Source organism: Bordetella sp. BOR01 (assembly GCF_019218885.1).
In the GTDB taxonomy this organism is placed as follows: Bacteria; Pseudomonadota; Gammaproteobacteria; order Burkholderiales; family Burkholderiaceae_B; genus Bordetella_A.
The window spans coordinates 1,104,482-1,122,177 of sequence record NZ_JAHUWT010000002.1 but is presented as its reverse complement, the minus strand read 5'-3'; the positions used below and the strand labels follow the sequence as shown (position 1 = coordinate 1,122,177).

The 17,696-nt window shown below is 65.3% G+C and carries 18 protein-coding genes; 8 read left to right on the top strand and 10 right to left on the bottom strand.

The window, feature by feature from the left end; all coding sequences use genetic code 11:
* Window positions 1–261 precede the first annotated feature (261 nt).
* A complete protein-coding gene (locus KW845_RS13040; RefSeq protein WP_218369638.1) occupies window positions 262–1,830 on the top strand; it encodes a TerC family protein in 1,569 nt (522 codons plus the stop codon).
* A 74-nt stretch (window positions 1,831–1,904) separates the two neighbouring features.
* Here KW845_RS13040 and KW845_RS13035 read toward each other — a convergent pair whose 3' ends face one another.
* The 3 genes from KW845_RS13035 to KW845_RS13025 form a co-directional block, all read right to left on the bottom strand.
* Window positions 1,905–3,455, bottom strand: coding sequence for an amidase family protein (locus KW845_RS13035; RefSeq protein ID WP_218369637.1), 1,551 nt, complete (start codon window positions 3,453–3,455; stop codon window positions 1,905–1,907).
* A gap of 109 nt (window positions 3,456–3,564) precedes the next feature.
* Window positions 3,565–4,089 carry a DUF1801 domain-containing protein gene (locus KW845_RS13030; RefSeq protein WP_218369636.1) on the bottom strand — a complete coding sequence of 175 codons (525 nt, stop codon included), beginning with the start codon at window positions 4,087–4,089 and terminating at the stop codon, window positions 3,565–3,567.
* Between the two features lie 94 nt (window positions 4,090–4,183).
* Window positions 4,184–5,056, bottom strand: coding sequence for a GntR family transcriptional regulator (locus KW845_RS13025; RefSeq protein WP_218369635.1), 873 nt, complete (start codon window positions 5,054–5,056; stop codon window positions 4,184–4,186).
* Window positions 5,057–5,213: 157 nt separating this feature from the next.
* On the opposite strand from KW845_RS13025, the gene KW845_RS13020 reads away from it, so the two are divergent.
* The 6 genes from KW845_RS13020 to KW845_RS12995 all read left to right on the top strand — a co-directional run bounded on the left by KW845_RS13020 (window position 5,214) and on the right by KW845_RS12995 (window position 10,598).
* The gene (locus KW845_RS13020) at window positions 5,214–6,056 is read left to right on the top strand and encodes an amidohydrolase (protein ID WP_218369634.1); all 843 of its coding nucleotides are present in this window, start codon (window positions 5,214–5,216) and stop codon (window positions 6,054–6,056) included.
* A gap of 35 nt (window positions 6,057–6,091) precedes the next feature.
* Window positions 6,092–7,462 (top strand): aldehyde dehydrogenase family protein, encoded by a 1,371-nt coding sequence (locus KW845_RS13015; RefSeq protein ID WP_218369633.1) that lies wholly within the window; start codon window positions 6,092–6,094, stop codon window positions 7,460–7,462.
* 34 nt (window positions 7,463–7,496) lie between these two features.
* Window positions 7,497–7,910: a cupin domain-containing protein gene (locus tag KW845_RS13010; RefSeq protein ID WP_218369632.1), complete on the top strand. Its 414-nt coding sequence runs from the start codon at window positions 7,497–7,499 to the stop codon at window positions 7,908–7,910.
* Between the two features lie 35 nt (window positions 7,911–7,945).
* A complete protein-coding gene (locus tag KW845_RS13005) occupies window positions 7,946–9,010 on the top strand; it encodes an isocitrate/isopropylmalate dehydrogenase family protein (RefSeq protein WP_218369631.1) in 1,065 nt (354 codons plus the stop codon).
* Window positions 9,011–9,078: 68 nt separating this feature from the next.
* On the top strand, window positions 9,079–10,056 hold the full coding sequence (locus KW845_RS13000) for a tripartite tricarboxylate transporter substrate binding protein (protein WP_218369630.1): 978 nt from the start codon (window positions 9,079–9,081) through the stop codon (window positions 10,054–10,056).
* A gap of 131 nt (window positions 10,057–10,187) precedes the next feature.
* Window positions 10,188–10,598: a lysozyme inhibitor LprI family protein gene (locus KW845_RS12995; RefSeq protein WP_218369629.1), complete on the top strand. Its 411-nt coding sequence runs from the start codon at window positions 10,188–10,190 to the stop codon at window positions 10,596–10,598.
* A gap of 42 nt (window positions 10,599–10,640) precedes the next feature.
* On the opposite strand, the gene KW845_RS12990 is transcribed toward KW845_RS12995, so the two are convergent.
* The 7 genes from KW845_RS12990 to KW845_RS12960 all read right to left on the bottom strand — a co-directional run bounded on the left by KW845_RS12990 (window position 10,641) and on the right by KW845_RS12960 (window position 16,615).
* Window positions 10,641–11,027 (bottom strand): hypothetical protein, encoded by a 387-nt coding sequence (locus KW845_RS12990; protein ID WP_218369628.1) that lies wholly within the window; start codon window positions 11,025–11,027, stop codon window positions 10,641–10,643.
* A gap of 64 nt (window positions 11,028–11,091) precedes the next feature.
* Window positions 11,092–11,436: a hypothetical protein gene (locus KW845_RS12985; RefSeq protein WP_218369627.1), complete on the bottom strand. Its 345-nt coding sequence runs from the start codon at window positions 11,434–11,436 to the stop codon at window positions 11,092–11,094.
* A gap of 160 nt (window positions 11,437–11,596) precedes the next feature.
* On the bottom strand, window positions 11,597–12,760 hold the full coding sequence (locus tag KW845_RS12980; protein WP_218369626.1) for a Xaa-Pro peptidase family protein: 1,164 nt from the start codon (window positions 12,758–12,760) through the stop codon (window positions 11,597–11,599).
* Window positions 12,761–12,803: 43 nt separating this feature from the next.
* The gene (locus KW845_RS12975; protein WP_218369625.1) at window positions 12,804–13,595 is read right to left on the bottom strand and encodes an ABC transporter permease; all 792 of its coding nucleotides are present in this window, start codon (window positions 13,593–13,595) and stop codon (window positions 12,804–12,806) included.
* A gap of 3 nt (window positions 13,596–13,598) precedes the next feature.
* On the bottom strand, window positions 13,599–14,489 hold the full coding sequence (locus KW845_RS12970) for an ABC transporter permease (protein ID WP_218369624.1): 891 nt from the start codon (window positions 14,487–14,489) through the stop codon (window positions 13,599–13,601).
* Window positions 14,479–15,579 (bottom strand): ABC transporter ATP-binding protein, encoded by a 1,101-nt coding sequence (locus KW845_RS12965; protein ID WP_218369623.1) that lies wholly within the window; start codon window positions 15,577–15,579, stop codon window positions 14,479–14,481. The genes KW845_RS12970 and KW845_RS12965 overlap by 11 nt, the downstream gene beginning before the upstream one ends.
* A 13-nt stretch (window positions 15,580–15,592) precedes the next feature.
* Window positions 15,593–16,615: a polyamine ABC transporter substrate-binding protein gene (locus KW845_RS12960; protein ID WP_218369622.1), complete on the bottom strand. Its 1,023-nt coding sequence runs from the start codon at window positions 16,613–16,615 to the stop codon at window positions 15,593–15,595.
* A gap of 175 nt (window positions 16,616–16,790) precedes the next feature.
* On the opposite strand from KW845_RS12960, the gene KW845_RS12955 reads away from it, so the two are divergent.
* On the top strand, window positions 16,791–17,687 hold the full coding sequence (locus KW845_RS12955; RefSeq protein WP_218369621.1) for a LysR substrate-binding domain-containing protein: 897 nt from the start codon (window positions 16,791–16,793) through the stop codon (window positions 17,685–17,687).
* Window positions 17,688–17,696 lie beyond the last annotated feature (9 nt).

Genomic DNA, 17,696 nt, shown 5'->3' with positions numbered 1-17,696 from the left:
TGCGATATCATTCAGCTTTTAGTAAGAATTGGATGAGGCCTGAAGGTACGCGAAGCATCGCGGCCTCCAGGCCCCATCCTCGCCCATGACCACCGAACCTCCCAGTACCATCGCGCCGCGCGCTTGCCGCCCGCGGCGCTGCCTTCCCCAGGCCACCGCCTTGCCGGGGCCTGCCGTCCAGAGCGAAGCACCCCGCGACGCACCCGCCGTCGCTGCCCTTGCGCATCTTGATGCTGCTATCCCCTTCCTCTGGATTTCGACATGATTTTTGACTGGATGGCCGACCCCACCGCCTGGCTGGGCCTGGCGACGCTGGTCGTTCTAGAGATTGTGCTGGGCATCGACAATCTGGTGTTCATTGCCATACTTGCCGATAAACTGCCGCCGCACCAACGCAATCGCGCGCGCGTCATCGGCCTGACATTGGCCATGCTGATGCGCCTGGGGCTGCTGGCCAGCATTGCCTGGGTCGTCACGCTGACCCATCCGCTGTTCACGGTACTGGGTGCGCAAATCTCGGGCCGCGACCTTATCCTGATCCTCGGCGGCATGTTCCTGCTGTTCAAGGGCACGATGGAACTGCACGAACGCGTCGAGGGCCGGGCACATGGCGATTCGAATGCCAAGGTGCAGCACGCCGTGTTCTGGCAAGTGATTCTGCAGATCGTCGTGCTCGATGCCGTGTTCTCGCTGGACTCGGTCATCACGGCGGTGGGCATGGTGCAGGAACTGAGCATCATGATGATCGCGGTGGTCGCCGCCATGGCGGTCATGATGCTGGCCAGCCGCCCGCTGATGGCGTTCGTCGGCCGCCATCCCACCGTGGTCATCCTGTGCCTGGGCCTGTTGCTGATGATCGGCTTCAGCCTGGTGGCCGAAGGGCTGGGCTTCCATGTGCCCAAGGGCTATCTGTATGCGGCGATTGGATTCGCCATCGTGATCGAACTGTGCAACCAGCTGGCGCGCCGCAACCGCAGCCGGCGCAGCCACGGCTTGAGCGGGCGTCAGCGCACCGCGCAGGCCGTGCTGCGGCTGCTGCGCGGCAACAAGAGCGCAGGCGGCCTGCAGAATCCCGTGGAAGAAGTCGCCGCCCTGGTCGATGGCGCCGGCGACGACCCCGTTTTCGCGCCCGAGGAAAGCAGCCTGATCGAACGCATCCTGGCCATGGGTACTCGCGATGTCCGGGCGATCATGGTGCCGCGCAGCGAAATGGTCTGGCTGGACGTCAAGGACAGCGCCGATGCCATCGTCAGGAAATTCGCGTCCGGCCACGCCCGCCTGCCGCTGTGCGACGGCGATGCGGCCAACGTCATCGGCGTGCTGCATTTCAAGGACCTGCTGCCCAGGCTGCAGATGCGCGGCGCGATCGACCTGGTCGAACTGGCGCGCCCGCCGCACTACGTCAGCGAGACCACGCCGGTATTCAAGGTACTGGAAGTACTGCGCCAGTCGCGCGAACACATGCTGATCGTGGTCGACGAGCACGGCAGCGGCCAGGGCCTGGTGACTCCGCTGGATGTGCTGACAGCGGTAGGCGGGGAACTGCCCGAGCATTCCGGCCCGGCCCGGCAAGCCACCCGGATGGAAAACGGCGCCTGGATACTGGACGCAGGCATACCCATAGACGAAGCCCGCGTATTCCTGGCCAGCCCGGAATTGGCCCAGCCCACACCGGACGCCACGCTTGCCGGCGCGCTGCTGCGCGTGTGCGGGCGCCTGCCCGACGTCGGTGAAACCATCCAGTGGGACGGCTGGGCCTTCGAGATCACGCAGCGCGATGGCCTGCGCATCGGCCAGGTTCGCGCCGAACGGCTGGCCCAGCCGGCCTGAGGCAGGCACGCGCCACGCTGGGTAAGCTGATGCAGGGTTGTCCACACAGCCCCCGCACCATGCCAGCGGCCCTGTTATTTCAACGCAGGGGTGCTAAGGGGTGGCTTGCGCACGTGCGCGGCCTGCTCGAACGCGTAGGCGTATCCAAGCAGCGTGGCTTCGGTGTAGTCCCGCCCCAGCAGCTCCGCGCCTATCGGCACGCCGATCGGCGCGTCATCCGCAGGCTTGGAAAAACCCGCCTGGAAGGTCACGGCCGGCATGCCGGTGGCATTGGACAAGACCCCGTTTCGTTCGGGCTGGTCCTGCCGCCCGGCCTCGGTCACCAATATGCTTTGCATCGGATACAGGATGGCGTCGATGCCGAGTTCGGCCATTTTCGCGGCAAGCGCAATACGCAGCTTTTCGCGATTGAGCATATGCGTCTTGTATTCGTCGCTCTGCATGCCATCGACGATGGCGATTTCATTCTCCATGGCTTTTTGAATCGCCGGCGATGCCGACTTCGTGTCCACCAATTGCCTGAACGACTTTATCGGCGCGTCGCTGGGCAGGCCGGCGAAATACTTATCGAATGCGGCGTGGGCCTCGTACTTGTCGGTTGCCACCGCGCCAGTCAAATCCGCCAGGTCCGGCATATCGAAGCGCACTATCCTGGCGCCCCGATGCTGCATCGTGTCCGCGACGGCATTGACTGCCTGCGTTACCTCGGCGTGCCGCGCTTCGGTACCCAGCAGGTTGGTCAGCACACCGATGGTGGCCCCCTGCAACGCATTGGCGTCCAGGGCAGCGGTGTAAGTCTTGGGCGCCTTGCCCACACCCAGCGCCGTGATCGGGTCGGCCGGGTCATATCCCACCATGACGTCCAGCAGCTTCGCGGCATCCGTTACCGTGCGCGCGATGGGGCCGATTTCGTCCTGGGTGAAGCTGTTGGGCATCACGCCTGCCCTGCTGATCAGCCCGCGGGTCGGGCGAACGCCGACCAGGCTGTTGGCCGACGATGGCGAGCGGATAGACTGCCCCGTATCGCTGCCAGTTCCCACCAATGCCATGTTGGCGGCCAGCGCCGCCCCGGTGCCGCCGCTGGAGCCTCCGGGATTGCGGCTGAGGTCATACGGATTCAGCACCTGGCCACCCAGGCTGCTTATCGATACCCCACCGCGGGCGAATTCCTGAAGGTTCGACTTGGCCAGGATAAGCGCACCAGCCTGGCGCATTCTTGCCACCGTAAATGCATCTTTTTGGGGCCGGGAATCGCGCATGGCGACATTGCCGCTCGATGTCGGCATATCCGCGGTATCGAAATTGTCTTTCAAGACAATGGGTACGCAATGCAGGCTGCCAACGCCGGCAGGGTCGCTGGCGTACTTCGCGTCAAGGCTGCGCGCCAGTTCCAGCGCGTGCGGGTTCACGGTCAGAATGGCCCGCAGCGCGGGGCCCTTCAAGTTGTAGGCCTCGATGCGGGCAAGGTAAGCACTCACCAGTTGCTCGCAGCTCAATTGCTTCTGTTCGAACGCTTGCCGAACCTGCTGGATGGTGGCTTCTTCCACCGTAAAAGGCGCCGCGTGCGACGAGAAACTGCTGGCCAGGAATAGGGCGCCGGCCAATGCCGTGTGCTTGAAGGGCACGGTGATTTCCTTTGAACGATTAAGCGGACTTCGCCCTACCCGTCAAGCAAATTCCATACCATGCCCATTCTTCTTGCCTGATGCGACGAACCAGCGGATCGGGCCTGTGCTACGGAATCCAGCCGGGCTGCTCCGATGCCTGCCGGACCCAGCTCGCCAGCAGGTCTTCGTCGAACTCGTCGTGCTCGTAGATGTCCAGGTAGCGCGTGTTCGGATCCTTGGATGGCCCCGGAGGCAGCGGGCGCAGCGCGCGGCCGCGAAAGAACGCGACCTTGATGTACTTCGTCAGGCAATGGAACCCCAGGAACCAGCCCTGCCCTTCGATACCGTAGAAGGGCGAATTCCACCGTACCCCCTTGCGCGCGTTGGGTACGCTGCGCATGATCAGCGCATCCAGGCGGCGCCCGCGCTCGCTTTTCCAGCCAGGCATGGCGGCGATGTAGGCCTGCACCGGGGCATCGCCGTCGCCCTTCGGGATCTGGGGGTTGCCGCCGGTCAGCAGCACCGGCCCGGTGGCCGATGGCTTGGGGGCCGCCTTCCTGGCAGCGGCTTGCTTGGCAACAGCCTGCTTCGCTGCGGTTTTCTTGGTTGCGGTCTTCTTCGCTGCGGTCTTCTTCGGTAGCGTGCCGGCCATCGCGTTCCTCCGGTTGATGTGCCTGGCCGCGCAATGAGCGGCCGGAACCTGTTGTTGTACGCCGCGCGCGGGCCCGGACACAAGCCCGGCCAGGCTAAGCTTCGGCCTTTTTTTCGCGCGCCGCGTCACGCAGGTGCGTGCCCATCATTGTCGAGGCCTCATCGAGCTTGCCCGCCAAGAGCAGGTCGATCAGCACCAAGTGTTCGTGGCAGCGGCGCAGCGCCTGTTGCCGGTCGACCGCCTTGCGGTATTCCATCAAGCGGCGGATGCGATTGATGCGTCGAAGCGAATCCAGGATGAAAGTATTGCCCGAACACGCCGCAATGGTTTCGTGCAGCCGGGTATTGGCATCGAAGATCTGGGCGGGCGACACATTATTGATCTCGCCGTTGGCCAGGGCTTCTTGTTCCTGGCGGCATTGCCTCAGGCCGGCGTCATCGACGATGAAGCCCGGTTCCAGGATGGCGGCGGGTTCGACCAGGATGCGATAGCGATAGCTTTGCGCATAAGCCACCGATGAGGTCATGGCTTCGGTGAATGCCCAGCCATGGCCCGGCAGCCGTTCCATCCAGCCTTCGTTCGAGATGCGCCGCAAGATATCGGCCAGTTGGCTGCGCGTGATGTCGTAGCGGCGCATCAGCTCGTTTTCCGACACGCGATTGGGTAACTGGCCGTCCAGGCGTTCTTGCGCAATGCGCAGGTAGATCGCCTCGTCGGCGGATTCGCCGGCAAGCGCGGCGGGCTTGACCTGCAAGGCGCCCTGTCCCACGACAAAACCGCCATCGGGGTGCGGGTCGATCAACGCCTGGCCGGCCAGTTGCCGCAACGCGGTGCGCACCGGCGAGCGCGACACGCGCAGCGCCTCGGCCAGGCTGCGCTCGGACAAGCGCGCACCGACCGGCATCGACTGGACGTTGATGCGGTGAAGAATATCCGCGGCGAGCTGGGATTGCAGGGTTTGGGACATGCGCCAAGTAAGAGCCGGCAGGCGTTCGTATGGTATCGCAGGCCGTGCCTGGAAAACGGCCGCGGGCTTGTACGAGGCTTGCGCCTGAACTGGATTTAATGGTACTTTGAATTAACAAAAGACCATAATACGCTCCTGACCCACGCTTGGCGTTCTTATGTCCCCGTTTCATCTCGTACCAGCCGCCGATGCCTGCGACTGCCATGTCCATGTATTCGACCCGCAGCGCTTTCCGTATGCGCCGGCGCGCGCCTATACGCCTCCGCCCGCTGGCGTCGAGGCCTTGCAGAAGCTGCACGCGGAACTCGGCATCGGCCGCGCAGTGCTGGTGCAGCCCAGTTGCTATGGGTACGACAACCGGGCGTTGTGTGCCGCACTGCAGGCGCTGGGCCCTGGCCGGGCCCGCGCCGTGGCAGTGCTGGACGTGGACGCGGTGCCAGACGACGAACTGGCCCGCCTGCACGACATGGGGGTGCGCGGCTTGCGCTTGAACTTTCACGTGCACGGCGGGCGCGCAGGTGCACAACAAGCCTGCGTGGCTGCGGCGGCGCGTATCGGGCCCCTGGGCTGGCACCTGCAATTGCACACCGACCCCCAGACGCTTGCGCTGCTGGCGCCCGTGCTGTGCACATTGGCCACCCCTGTCGTGCTGGATCACTTCGGCGGCGGTCCGGCCGCTGCCGCAACGCTGGCCGGCCTGGCCGGCCAGCCGCACGTTTGGATCAAGCTGTCCGCGCCATACCGCGTCTGCCGCGACCCCGCCGAACTGGCCCCCCTGGTGCGCAGGCTGCTTGAGCAGGCCCACGACCGCCTGGTGTGGGCGTCCGACTGGCCCCATACCGGCGGAAGCGGCGGGCACGGCCGCTCGCCCACCGGCATCGAGCCGTTCCGGGCGGTGGACGTGGGTGCCACTCTGCGCGCCCTGCGCGGCTGGGTCGCCGATGAAGCGCTGTTCCATGCGCTGATGGTCGGCAACCCCGCGCGTTTGTACGGCTTCTAGGCCCGTTTTCATTTTTCCTTGCATCGAGACCCTGCATGATCCGCTCCATCAACCCGGCAACGGGACAAGAAATCGCCCGCTATGACACCCACGGCGCCGCCCAGGTCGAACAGGCCCTGGCATCGGCCCGCCACGCGCAGCAAGCATGGGCGAACCAACCCGTCGCGTCGCGCGCCGCGCTGCTGCGCGATGTCGCTGCCGCCCTGCGGCGCGGCAAAGCGGCGTTCGCGCAACTGATCACCACCGAAATGGGCAAGCCCATCGTCGAGGCCGAGGCCGAAATCGAAAAATCGGCCGTGACCTGCGAGTTCTATGCCGACGCGGCGCCCCGCTTCCTGGCCGATGCGCCGGTGGCCAGCAATGCCAGCGACAGCCGGGTGGTGTTCGACCCCTTGGGCGTCGTGCTGGCCGTGATGCCCTGGAACTACCCGTTCTGGCAGTTCGTGCGATTCGCCGCGCCCGCCCTGGCGGCCGGCAACGCCGCGTTGCTCAAGCATGCCAACAACGTGCCGGCCTGCGCCCTGGCCCTGGAACAGGTGTTCCGCGATGCCGGCACCCCGCCGGGCCTGGTCCGCACGCTGCTGATCGATGCGTCCGAGGTCGCCGGCGTGCTGGCCGACCCGCGCGTGGCGGCCGTGACCCTGACGGGCTCGACCGCGGTCGGCAAGCTGATCGCCGCGCAGGCCGGCAGCCTCCTGAAAAAGCAGGTGCTGGAACTGGGCGGCTCGGACCCCTACATCGTGCTGGCGGATGCGGACGTCGCCCTGGCGGCCAAGGCCGCCGTGCAGGCGCGCTTCTCCAACACTGGCCAAAGCTGCATTTCGTCCAAGCGCTTCATCGTGCAGGAAGCGGTGGCCGATCGCTTCGTGGCTGACTTCGCCAAGCACGTGGCTGCGTTGCGCGTGGGCGATCCGCTCGACCGGCAGACGCAGGTCGGCCCGCTGGCGCGCGAAGGCCTGCGCGCCGATATCGATTCGCAAGTGCGGCGCAGCATCGCGGCCGGCGCCAAGCTGGTGGCCGGCGGCAAGGCCGTGGAAGGCACGGGCTATTTCTACGAACCCACCGTGCTGGATCACGTAACGCCCGACATGGCGGCAGCCATGGAAGAAACCTTCGGGCCGGCGGCGGCCATCATCCGGGTAGCCGATGCCGAACAGGCTGTCGCCGTTGCCAACGCCACCGAGTTCGGCCTGGGCGCCGCGCTGTGGACGAGCGACCTGGCGCGCGCCGCCGCCCTGGCGCGCCGCATCGAGGCGGGCGCCGTGTTCATCAACGGCATCGTCGCCTCGGACGCCCGCCTTCCCTTTGGCGGTGTCAAGCAATCGGGCTACGGCCGCGAGCTGGGCGAATTCGGCATCCGCGAATTCGCCAACATCAAGACCCTTTGGATCGGGCCGGCGCGCTGACCCCGCCTGCCCCCACGATTTGAGAGAAACCGAAATGATCAAGACAGACTCCAGCGCAGTGCTGATCCAGCCCGAGACCATCCAGAAGCACGACCGTGGCGGCGGCGCCAGTACCACGCCGCTGGTCACGCGGGGGGTGGGCGCAACCGCCTTCATCACTGGCTACACCGAATTCCAGGGCGGGGCGCAGATCCCCTTCCATCACCACAACTGCGAAGAAAGCGTAATGCTGGTTGAAGGCAACGCCATCTTCGATATCGATGGCCAGGAATTCAGCGTAAAGCCGCAAGACGTCACCTTCATTCCGCCGGGCGTGCCGCACCGCTTTCGCAACGCCTCGGCAACCGAACCCATGAAAATCCTGTGGATCTACGGTTCGCAGAACGCCACCCGCACCCTGGTCGCCACGGGCGAGACCCGCCCCATCGCGGCCGAGCACGCCAAGTAAATCGGCATGAACCCCGCTATTCAGGTACCAAGACCATGAAATTCCTTGTTCTGCCCGGCGACGGCATCGGCCCCGAGATCGTCGCGGCCGCCGTCGATGTACTGAAAACCGCCAGCGAGCGCCATGGCCTGGACCTGGCCTTCGATCATGAAGACGTGGGCTTCGCCAGCCTGGAAAAGCACGGCACGACCTTGCGCGAAGACTTGCTGCAAGGCGCGCGCGCCTACGATGGCATCATCCTGGGCACGCAGTCGCATGCGGATTATCCCGCCCCCGAAAAAGGCGGACGCAATATTTCGGGGGCGTTCCGCGTCGGCCTGGACCTGTATGCCAACGTGCGGCCGGCGCGCACGCGCCCAGGCATTCCCAGCAATATGCGCGCAGGCAGGACGATGGACCTGGTCATCATGCGCGAGGCAACCGAAGGATTCTATGCCGACCGCAACATGGCGCGCGGCTGGGGCGAGATGATGCCCACGCCCGACATGGCCCTGTCGGTACGCAAGATCACGCGCCACTGCAGCGAACGCATCGCGCGCCGCGCATTCGAGCTGGCAGCCAAGCGCCGCAGGAAGGTCACCGCCATCCACAAGGCCAACAGCTTTCACATGACCGACGGGTTGTTCCTGGAATGCGTGCGCAAGGTCGGCGCCGAATTTCCCGACGTGGAACTGGAAGACCTGCTGGTCGACGCATCCACGGCCCACCTGGTGCGCAACCCCGAGCGTTTCGACGTGCTGGTCGCCGAGAATTTCTACGGCGACATTCTCTCGGACCTGGCCAGCGAACTGTCCGGCAGCCTGGGGCTGGCCGGTTCCATCATGGCCGGCGACACGCTGTGCTGCGCGCAGGCCCAGCATGGCTCGGCCCCCGATATCCAGGGGCAGGACAAGGCCAACCCCACCTCCATGATCCTGTCGGTGGCCATGCTGCTGGAATGGCTGGGCGATCAGCGCAAGCTGGACCGCTGCGCCCAGGCCGGCCGGGCCATGCATGCGGCAGTGGACCGGGCGCTGGCCGATCCCGCCACGCGCACCCGGGATATCGGCGGCACCCTGGGGACCCGGGCATTTGGCGCCGCCGTGGCGCGGCATCTGTAGTTCCACGCAGTATCCACTGACGAGAGGGGCGGCCCTGGCGCCGCCCCCGCTTACCGCAGGAGACAAACATGCTTTCCCCTTTCCGCAGCATGGCCTTGCTGGCCGCCCTGGGCGCGGCAGCGCCCGCCCTGGCCGGCAATGGCCCGGCAGGCTATCCCGCACGCCCGGTCACCCTGGTCGTGCCGTTCTCGCCGGGCGGCGGCAGCGACAACATCGCCCGCTATGTCGCTTCGCGCCTGAACGAGCGCATCGGCAGCAGCGTCATCGTAGAGAACCGCCCGGGCGCGGGTACCAATATCGGCAACGAGTTCGCCGCGCGCGCCCAGGCCGATGGCTACACCCTGCTCTTCGGACAGGTGACGCTGTCCATCAACCCCCATGTCTACCCCAAGCTGCGCTACGACGTGGCCAAGGACTTCACGCCCATCGCCCAGATCGCCAGTTCGCCCACCGTGCTGCTGGTCAATCCGGCCAGCGGCATCAAGGATGTAAAGGGTTTCGTGGCCTATGCACAGCAGCATCCCGGCCAGCTCAACTACGGCTCGGGCGGCACCGGCACCTCGGTGCACCTGGCGGGCCAACTGTTCGAGTCGATCGCCAAGGTGGAAATGACACATGTGCCCTACAAGGGCAGCAGCCCGGCCGTGGTCGACCTGATCGGCGGGCAGATCCAGGCCATGTTCGACACCGCGCCTTCCGCCCTGCCCCAACTGGCCGGCGGCAAGGTGGCGGCCCTGGCCGTGACCGGCCCGCAACGCCTGGAAGGCCTGCCGGATGTGCCCACCTTCTCGGAAGCCGGTTATCCGGCATTCGATGCACCGGTCTGGTACGGCCTGGTGGCGCCGGCGGGCACGCCCGCGCCCGTGGTGTCGTACCTGAACGAACAGGTGAACCTGATCCTGGACGAACCCGCGACGCGGCAGCGGCTGGCCCAGCTGGGATCGGTGCCGGCCAAGGGCAGCCCGCAGGCGTTTGGCGATTTCATGGCGAAGGAATCGAAACGCTGGCAAGAAGTGGTGCAAAGCGCCCGGGTCAGCCTGGATTGAGGGGTGCAAGGTCTCGCGCGCTAGAGCCAGGCCAATTAGTTTGATAGAGTCGCCATAGCGCGGCGCCGCTGCACCACGGCCCGCGCGCAGCGATACCCACCCATTCCGTTCAACCCACAGGAAGGCCTGCCATGCGTACTTTCATCGCCACTCTTGGCCTCGCGCTGCTAGCCCATGGCGCGCAGGCACAAGCCGCCCAGCCCGACTGCGCCAATGCGCAAGACCAGGCCAGCATGAGCGCATGCGCCGCTGCCGACTACAAGAAGGCCGACGCTGCCCTGAACGCTGCATACAAGCAGGCGGCCGCCCGGCTGAAAGACGACAAAGACCAGCATCAACGGCTGGTTGCCGCGCAGCGCGCGTGGATAGCGTTCCGCGACGCCGAATGCGCCTTCGCGACAGGCCTGTCGGAAGGCGGCTCGGCCTACCCCATGCTGCTCGCCCAGTGCCAGGCCACGCTGACCACGCAGCGCACGGCCGAACTGCAGGCGCACATGAAATGCGAGGAAGGCTCGCTGGACTGCGCCATACCCGCCAACTGAAAGCGCGCCCTGCCCGTCCGGCCCCGCGGCACGGCCAGGGCATCAATCCGCAGTCACCACCTGCGCAAAACAGCGCGCCAGGTCTTGCGGCGCACCCAGCTTGCGGGCCCAGGCGACCAGTTCCGGCATCTCTGAAGGGTCGGCGATGCCGCCCCATACTTCCTTGAACCCGGGCACCGCGCCCTGGTCCTCGAAAAAGAACACACCGGATTCATGGCCGGGAATATCCAGCCAGGCGGCGCTCCATGCGCCTGCCCGATAAAGCCTGTTCATCTTGATCGAAGCCGGCCTGACATGGCCCGTCAGGGCCTGCGCCGCGGCCGTGGCATAGGCATCGTGGTTCTGCGCGTTGACGGCCATGGCCAGGCCGTCGCAAGGATGCGCATGGCCCGCGCCGGCCCATGCCGAGATGGCAGCGCCCAGCAGCATCGCACCCATCCTGCGGCGTGCAAGCCCATCATGCACTTGTGATCTCCGGGCAGACGTGGGCAGGCTATGGAAGCCTGGAAACGATGAATGAAGTTTCATAATCGTGGCCCGGGTACTGAGTATTGACGCGTTGGACGAACTCTTGCTTCGTTATCTTGTGGCGATAGGTGTCGTGCAACAAAACCAGGAACTCATTTGATTCAGGCTTGGTGTCGATGGGAATACGCTTGTATTTCGGATCCGCTTCGATCTGGCTGACCAGCTTGTTGAACCAGTCGTAGAAAGGTTCATCTGCCACTGCCGCCTCGACTCGGGGATCCTGGCTGGACGCGCATCCCTGCACCAGGGGCAGGGCAAGCACAAGAGCGGTCAAGGCAGCAAGGCTGGCTTTCCTGAAACGAGTATTCATGCTGGCTCCGGGTGAGTAACTACCAAGACACTGCTGCACAGCACTTTAGCGACAAGCACCCTGATGGGCAACCTTCGGTACGAATTGAAACTCATGGGCAATGCATCGCCTTCAACACCAGCCGCCAGCGCGTCGCCCTGCCGAAGCCGCGGCGCCAGGCTCATACGCGCACGTCGTAGGCCGGCGTCAGGCGGGTCAGCACTTCCGGCGGACCGTTTTCGGCAACGACCAGCGTATGGCCCAGCGACATCGCCAGGTTGTGCGTCGTATCCATCAGGATGGCATGCAGGAACAGCACCATGCCAGGCTGCGCCAGGGTGCCGTTCTCGGCGAACAGCAAGGGCGGCACGTCCATCCAGCTGGGGCGGAAAGTGGCGCCCAGCGAATAGCCGCAAGCCGCCATGCGCGCGTGTCCATAACCGTGCTGGTCAAAGACGCGGCGGTGGGCACGATCGATATCGCCCAAGGGATTGCCGGCCACCGCGGCGGCAGTCATGGCGGCCAGGGCCTGCAGGGTGATATCGAACATCCGCGCCTGGCGCGCATCGTGCCGGCCAATAGCCACTGTGCGCATCAGGCAGGCACAGTAGTGCCGGTAGCTGGCCGCGAATTCCAGGGTGAGCTGGTCTTGCGCATCCAGGTGGCGGTACCCCGCGGCGGTGCGTACCAGCAAGGCACGCTCGCCCGAACCCAGTACCGGCCCTCCCGGTGGCGGGTCGCCGCCGCCGCGGAACTGCACCGCCGCACCGGCAGCGGCGATATCGCCCTCGAAAGCACCGGGTCGGGCCGCATCCAGCATCGCCACCAGCGAATCGTCCGCCAGCCTGGCGGCCTCGCGTACATAACGCAGCTCTTCAGCCGATTTCACCACGCGCTGGGCTCGCACCAGGTGCGACGCATCGCTCAGCGTGCACCAATCGGCCAGGCGCGCTTGCACCCGCGCATAGTTCTTGCCCACCAGGCCGAAATTATCGGTCTCCATGCCGACGCGCCTGCCGGCCAGGCCCAGTTGCTCGAGAATGGCCTTGAGATCCACACTGGGATCGGCACCTTCATCGTCATACCAGATGCGGATGTCTTCAACCACCGAAGTACGCTGCGCCTGCACCAGGTCTGGCCGCCGGGTCAGCAAGATCGGGGGCCGGTCGTCGGCCGTGATGATGGTGCACTGGAAGAACACATAGCCCGATGTATCGAAGCCGGTCAGGTAGTAATGGCTTTCCTGGGCGAACACCAGCAGCGCATCCAGGCCCTCGGCCTGCATGCGCTGGCGCGTGGCCCCGATACGGTCGAAAAATGTCTCGCGCGGAAAATGCAGCGCCATCGAAGTCTCCAGATAGAAAGTGGATAAGCAGTGATGGAATCCGTCAGCGGCGCTGCTGCAGCGCGCGGGCGGCCAGGGGCAGCGCCACCGAGACGACGATCAGCAGTGTGGAAATCGCCGCGATGGTCGGATCCACTTCGTCGCGCAGCGAATTGAACATCCGCTTGGTCAGCGTGGCGCCGGAGCCGCCGGCGATGAACAGGGCCACCACGACCTCATCCAGCGAAGTGATGAAGGCCAGGATGGCGGCCGCCAGCACAGAGAAGCGGATCTGCGGCAGCGTCACGCCGCAGAACGCCCGCAGCGGATGGGCGCCCAGGCTGCGGGCAGCCATCTCCTGGTTGAAGTCATGGCTTGCCAGCGCGGCGCTTACCGTGATGAAGACCAGCGGCAAGGCCAGGCAGGTGTGCGCCAGCACCAGGCCAAGCAGCGTGTTGTTCAAGCCCAGCCGGGCGTACAGCAGAAACACCCCTACCCCGCACAGGATTACCGGCAGCGCCATGGGCAACAGGAAAATCAGGCGCAGCCAGCGTCCCTGGCGCGCAGTGGCGCGCGCCGCTGCGTAGGCGGCCGCCAACCCCAGCGGGGTCGCCAGCAGCGTGGTGCCGAATGCGGCGCGCAGCGATACCCAAGTCGCCTCGCGCCATTCCAGGCTATGGAAATACTCCAGATACCAACGCGCCGACCACGCCTTGGGCGGAAAAGCCAGGAAGCGCGAATCGGAAAAACTCATGGGAATGACCACCAGGGTGGGCGCCACCAGGAAGAGCACGATCACGGCGCACAGCGGTGCCAGCCACCAGGGCGCGCGGGTATGCAGGGTGTCGTTTTGCATGGATTACCTGGCCAGCAATTTTTCCAGGCCGAAGACACGGGTCAACAGCCAGATGAACAACAGCGTCACCGCCAGCAGCACGACACCCAGCGCGCTGGCGGCGCCCCAATCGCCATACAGGGAAATATTGCGTTCGATCTGCATGGACCACATCACCACCCTGCCTCCGCCCAGCACGGCCGGGGTAACGTAGAAACCCAGCGACAGCACGAAGACCAGCACCGCGCCGGCAGCCAGCCCCGGCACCGACAAGGGCAGATAGACTTGGCGAAAGGCCTGCGCCGGGGTGGCGCCGAGACTGGCGGCGGCCTGCAGATAGTCCGGTGCAATGGCGCGCATGCTGGCGTATAGCGGCAACACCATGAACGGCAGCATGATGTGCGTCATGCCGATGGCGGTACCCGTAAAGTTGTGCACCAGCCGCAGAGGCGTGTCGATGATTCCCGTGTCGGTCAGCACGCTGTTGATGACGCCGCGCCGCTGCAGCAAGATCAGCCAGGCATAGGTGCGTACCAGCAGCGACGTCCAGAACGGCAGCAGCACGCACAGCATCAGCAAGGCGGCGCTTCGGGCAGACACCCGCGCCATCAAGTAGCACAGCGGATAGGCCAGCAATGCGCAGGCCGCCGTCACCAGCAGGGCAAGCTCGAAGGTGGTGCGAAAGCTGTACAGGAAAGCGCCATGCCACAGCCGCTGGTAGTGGGCCAGCGTCAGGCCGTCGGGGCCCACGAACGACAGCGCCGACAGCCATAGAATCGGCCCCAGCAATATCACGGCCAGCAACAACAGCGCGGGCGCGGCCAGCAGCAGCAGGCGCCATTGGCCGTAGCGGGCATGGCGCGCCAGCACGGCCGGGTCCATGGGCGCCGCCGGCAAGACAGTGTCAGCGGCCATCGCCATCCTCTCTGGGCAAGAGCACGGTATCCTCGGCGTGCAGAGACAGCGTCACACGCTGCCCTTGGCCCAGGCCAAGCTCACGGATCTGGGCCGGGCCCAGCCGCAGCGACACCTCCAGGCCGTCGTCCAGGCGCACATAAAGGCGCGAACTCTCGCCCTGGAAGACGCTATCGGTCACCACGCCTTCCAGCCTGTTGCGGCCCAGGTCGGGCGCGGCATCGACCATCAGGTTTTCCGGCCGCAGCATCAGCCAGGCGGACTCGCCCGACGGCACATCCTGGTCGGGCGGCAGCACCAGCGGGCGGCCAGCCAGGCAAAAGCCGCCGTCCCGGCGCTGCAGCGGCAAGAAGTGCGATTCCCCGATGAAGTCCGCCACGAAACGCGTGGCAGGCCGCTGGTAGATCTGGAACGCGCCGGCAACCTGCTCGATGCGCCCCTGGTTCATGACGGCCACCCGGTCCGACAGGGTCAGCGCCTCGCGCTGATCGTGCGTGACGTACACCGTGGTCACGCCCAGCCTGTCGTGCAATTGCCGGATTTCGCGCTGCATCTGCTCGCGCAATTGCTTGTCCAGGGCCGACAGCGGCTCGTCCATGAGCAGGATGGCCGGCTCGAAGACGATTGCCCGCGCCAGCGCCACGCGTTGGCGCTGGCCGCCCGACAGTTGGCTGACGCGGCGCTCGGCCACGCCCGGCAGCCGCACCAGTTCCAACGCCTCGGCGACCCTGGCGCGTATCTCTGGCTTGGAATGCTTGCGCAGCCGCAAGGGGTAGCCGATGTTCTCGCCCACCGTCATATGCGGAAAAAGCGCATAGCTCTGGAAGACCATGCCGATGCCGCGCTTGTGCGCCGGTTCAAGCACCATGCTGCGTTCGCCGAACCGCAGGTCGCCGGCATCTGGCTGTACAAAGCCCGCCAGCGCCATGAGCAGCGTCGTCTTGCCCGAGCCCGACGGCCCCAGCAAGGTCAGGAATTCGCCGCTGCGAACCTCCAGGTCGACCTGGTCGAGAACCTGCTGCGCGCCATAGGCTTTCGACACGCCCGCCACCGTGATGGGTAGGGCGCGCCGCGTCGCGACATCCACCATGCCTGTCATCCCGCTAGCGCTGCAACAGCAGGTCAAAGCGCTTGGACATGGCGTCGTAGTTCTTCGACCACCACTGCGTATCCAGTATCACCGCACCGTCGCGGTTGGCCGGCGAATTCGGCAGCTTGGCCGCCAGTTCCGGACTGATGATGCCGGTGTCGTAGGCCTTTTCATTGGCCGGTGCATAGTTGATCAAGGTCGACAGGCGCGCCTGCGTCTGCGGCTTGACCAGGTAGGCCAGCACTTTCATGGCGGCCTCTTTGTTCTTGGCGCCCTTGGGAATGGCCAGGCAGTCGTACAGCACAATCTGCTGGTTCCAGGTGAAGTCCATGCGTTCGTCTTCACGCATCAGGTCCTGGATGCGGCCGTTCCAGATTCCCGACATGTCCACTTCCTCGTTCTGCATCAGTTGCACTGACTCGGCGCCCGAGCCCCACCAGGCGCCGACACTGGGCTTGAGTTCGGCCAGCTTGCGGAAGGCGCGCTCTACATCGGGCGGGTAGATGTCCTTTGGCGCCACGCCGTCTGCCAGCAGTGCCGCCTCGATGTTGTACAGCGGCGAACGGCGCAGCGAGCGCATGCCGGGAAAATCGCGCGTGTTCCAGAAATCTTTCCAGTTCTGCGGCGGCGCGCCGTCCAGGGCCTGCTTGTTCCAGCCGATCACCACGCCATAGACCACGTCGGCGACCCAGTAATCCGACTTCATGTTGTCTGGAATGCCGGTGGTGTCGACGATGGCGGGGTCGAGCTTTTCCAGCAGGCCCTCTTGCTCCATCAACGGACATGACTGATTGCCCTGCTGCACGATATCCCAGGCAGGCTTGCCCGAGGCAACCTGGGTACGCACGTCGGCCAATCCTGAGGTCGTGTCTTCCCTGATGGTTATTCCAAGGGCCTTCTCGGCCGGCGTGAACCAGGCCTCGCGCTGCGCCTTCTGGAACGAGCCGCCCCAGGACGCCAACGTGATGCTGTCGGCGGCCTGCGCGCCCGCGGCGGCGCAAGCCAGAATGGCTCCGCCCAAAAACCTTGCCTTCATAGTTCCCCCTTGAAGTATGAATCGAGTGAAAGATTCCAGGCCCAGCCATCCAAATAAAATTCATATATGCTTTTATCTGTACGGCATAATCCTTGCGTTTTTTCCATGAAAATATAGAAGCTCGCGCAGAAAGATAGCTGATTGAAATTCAACAGATGAATTTTTTTATTCAATCATGAACCCCGATTCCGACGGCATCGACCCGCCGCTGCGCGCCATTCGCGCCTTTGAAGCCTTTGCCGAGCATGGCTCCATTGCCGACGCCGCGGCCCAGCTGAATATCACCCCTTCCGCAGTCAGCCATCAATTGCACTTGCTGGAAAGCTATATCCAGACCCCGCTGACCACGCGCAAAGGCCGTGCGCTCTGCCTTACGGACGAGGGGCGCGACTACTACCGATCCATCCATACCGCGTTCACGGTGTTGCGCAGCGCCACCCGCCAGGCCAAAGAGCGCGCCACGCTCACCCAGGTCACCGTGGGTGTCACGGGCCTGCTGGGCAGCAGTTGGCTTCTGCCACGCCTGGGGCGCTTCATGCAGGCCCACCCCGACGTCGGTGTCAATGTGGTTTATGCCATGCATGGCAGCTACCCCGGCGATTCGGCAGACCTTTCCATTCGCTTCGGGGCCGGACGCTGGCCGGGCCACCGCGTAACCCGCCTGCTATCGGGTGCGGTCGTGCCCGTGTGCACGCCTGCCTTCGCGCAGCAACACGGGCCGTTCCGCCATCCGCGCGACCTGGCGCATGCGCCGCTGGTGCACGACGGCGACCGCGCGCGCTGGGCGGCCTGGCTTACGCAGGCCGGCGTACGGCCCGAGCGGCTGGCGGGCCCGCTGCTCGAAGACGCGCAACTGACCCTGGCGGCCGTCACCGCGAACCTGGGGGCAGGCCTGCTGCGCCTGGCGCTCATCGAATGCGAGCTGGCCGCGGGACGCCTGGTCCAGATATTCGACCAGAAGCTCGATGTCGGGCTGGACTACTATCTTTGCGTTCGGCAGGAAGACCCGCCATCCGACGCGGCGACCCGGCTGTCCAGGTGGATACTGGCCGAAAGCGGCCACGCGGGCTGACCGCGCGCA

Excerpts from the sequence above, each read along its gene's own strand:
- KW845_RS12980 (WP_218369626.1), bottom strand. The coding sequence starts at position 12,760 with ATGGCGCTGCATTTTCCGCGCGAGACATTTTTCGACCGTATCGGGGCC.
- KW845_RS13030 (WP_218369636.1), bottom strand. The coding sequence starts at position 4,089 with ATGGCCGGCACGCTACCGAAGAAGACCGCAGCGAAGAAGACCGCAACC.
- KW845_RS13040 (WP_218369638.1), top strand. The coding sequence starts at position 262 with ATGATTTTTGACTGGATGGCCGACCCCACCGCCTGGCTGGGCCTGGCG.
- KW845_RS13005 (WP_218369631.1), top strand. The coding sequence starts at position 7,946 with ATGAAATTCCTTGTTCTGCCCGGCGACGGCATCGGCCCCGAGATCGTC.
- KW845_RS12960 (WP_218369622.1), bottom strand. The coding sequence starts at position 16,615 with ATGAAGGCAAGGTTTTTGGGCGGAGCCATTCTGGCTTGCGCCGCCGCG.
- KW845_RS13000 (WP_218369630.1), top strand. The coding sequence starts at position 9,079 with ATGCTTTCCCCTTTCCGCAGCATGGCCTTGCTGGCCGCCCTGGGCGCG.
- KW845_RS12970 (WP_218369624.1), bottom strand. The coding sequence starts at position 14,489 with ATGGCCGCTGACACTGTCTTGCCGGCGGCGCCCATGGACCCGGCCGTG.
- KW845_RS13025 (WP_218369635.1), bottom strand. The coding sequence starts at position 5,056 with ATGTCCCAAACCCTGCAATCCCAGCTCGCCGCGGATATTCTTCACCGC.
- KW845_RS13010 (WP_218369632.1), top strand. The coding sequence starts at position 7,497 with ATGATCAAGACAGACTCCAGCGCAGTGCTGATCCAGCCCGAGACCATC.
- KW845_RS12995 (WP_218369629.1), top strand. The coding sequence starts at position 10,188 with ATGCGTACTTTCATCGCCACTCTTGGCCTCGCGCTGCTAGCCCATGGC.
- KW845_RS12990 (WP_218369628.1), bottom strand. The coding sequence starts at position 11,027 with ATGCTGCTGGGCGCTGCCATCTCGGCATGGGCCGGCGCGGGCCATGCG.
- KW845_RS12985 (WP_218369627.1), bottom strand. The coding sequence starts at position 11,436 with ATGAATACTCGTTTCAGGAAAGCCAGCCTTGCTGCCTTGACCGCTCTT.
- KW845_RS13015 (WP_218369633.1), top strand. The coding sequence starts at position 6,092 with ATGATCCGCTCCATCAACCCGGCAACGGGACAAGAAATCGCCCGCTAT.
- KW845_RS13020 (WP_218369634.1), top strand. The coding sequence starts at position 5,214 with ATGTCCCCGTTTCATCTCGTACCAGCCGCCGATGCCTGCGACTGCCAT.
- KW845_RS12955 (WP_218369621.1), top strand. The coding sequence starts at position 16,791 with ATGAACCCCGATTCCGACGGCATCGACCCGCCGCTGCGCGCCATTCGC.
- KW845_RS12965 (WP_218369623.1), bottom strand. The coding sequence starts at position 15,579 with ATGGTGGATGTCGCGACGCGGCGCGCCCTACCCATCACGGTGGCGGGC.
- KW845_RS12975 (WP_218369625.1), bottom strand. The coding sequence starts at position 13,595 with ATGCAAAACGACACCCTGCATACCCGCGCGCCCTGGTGGCTGGCACCG.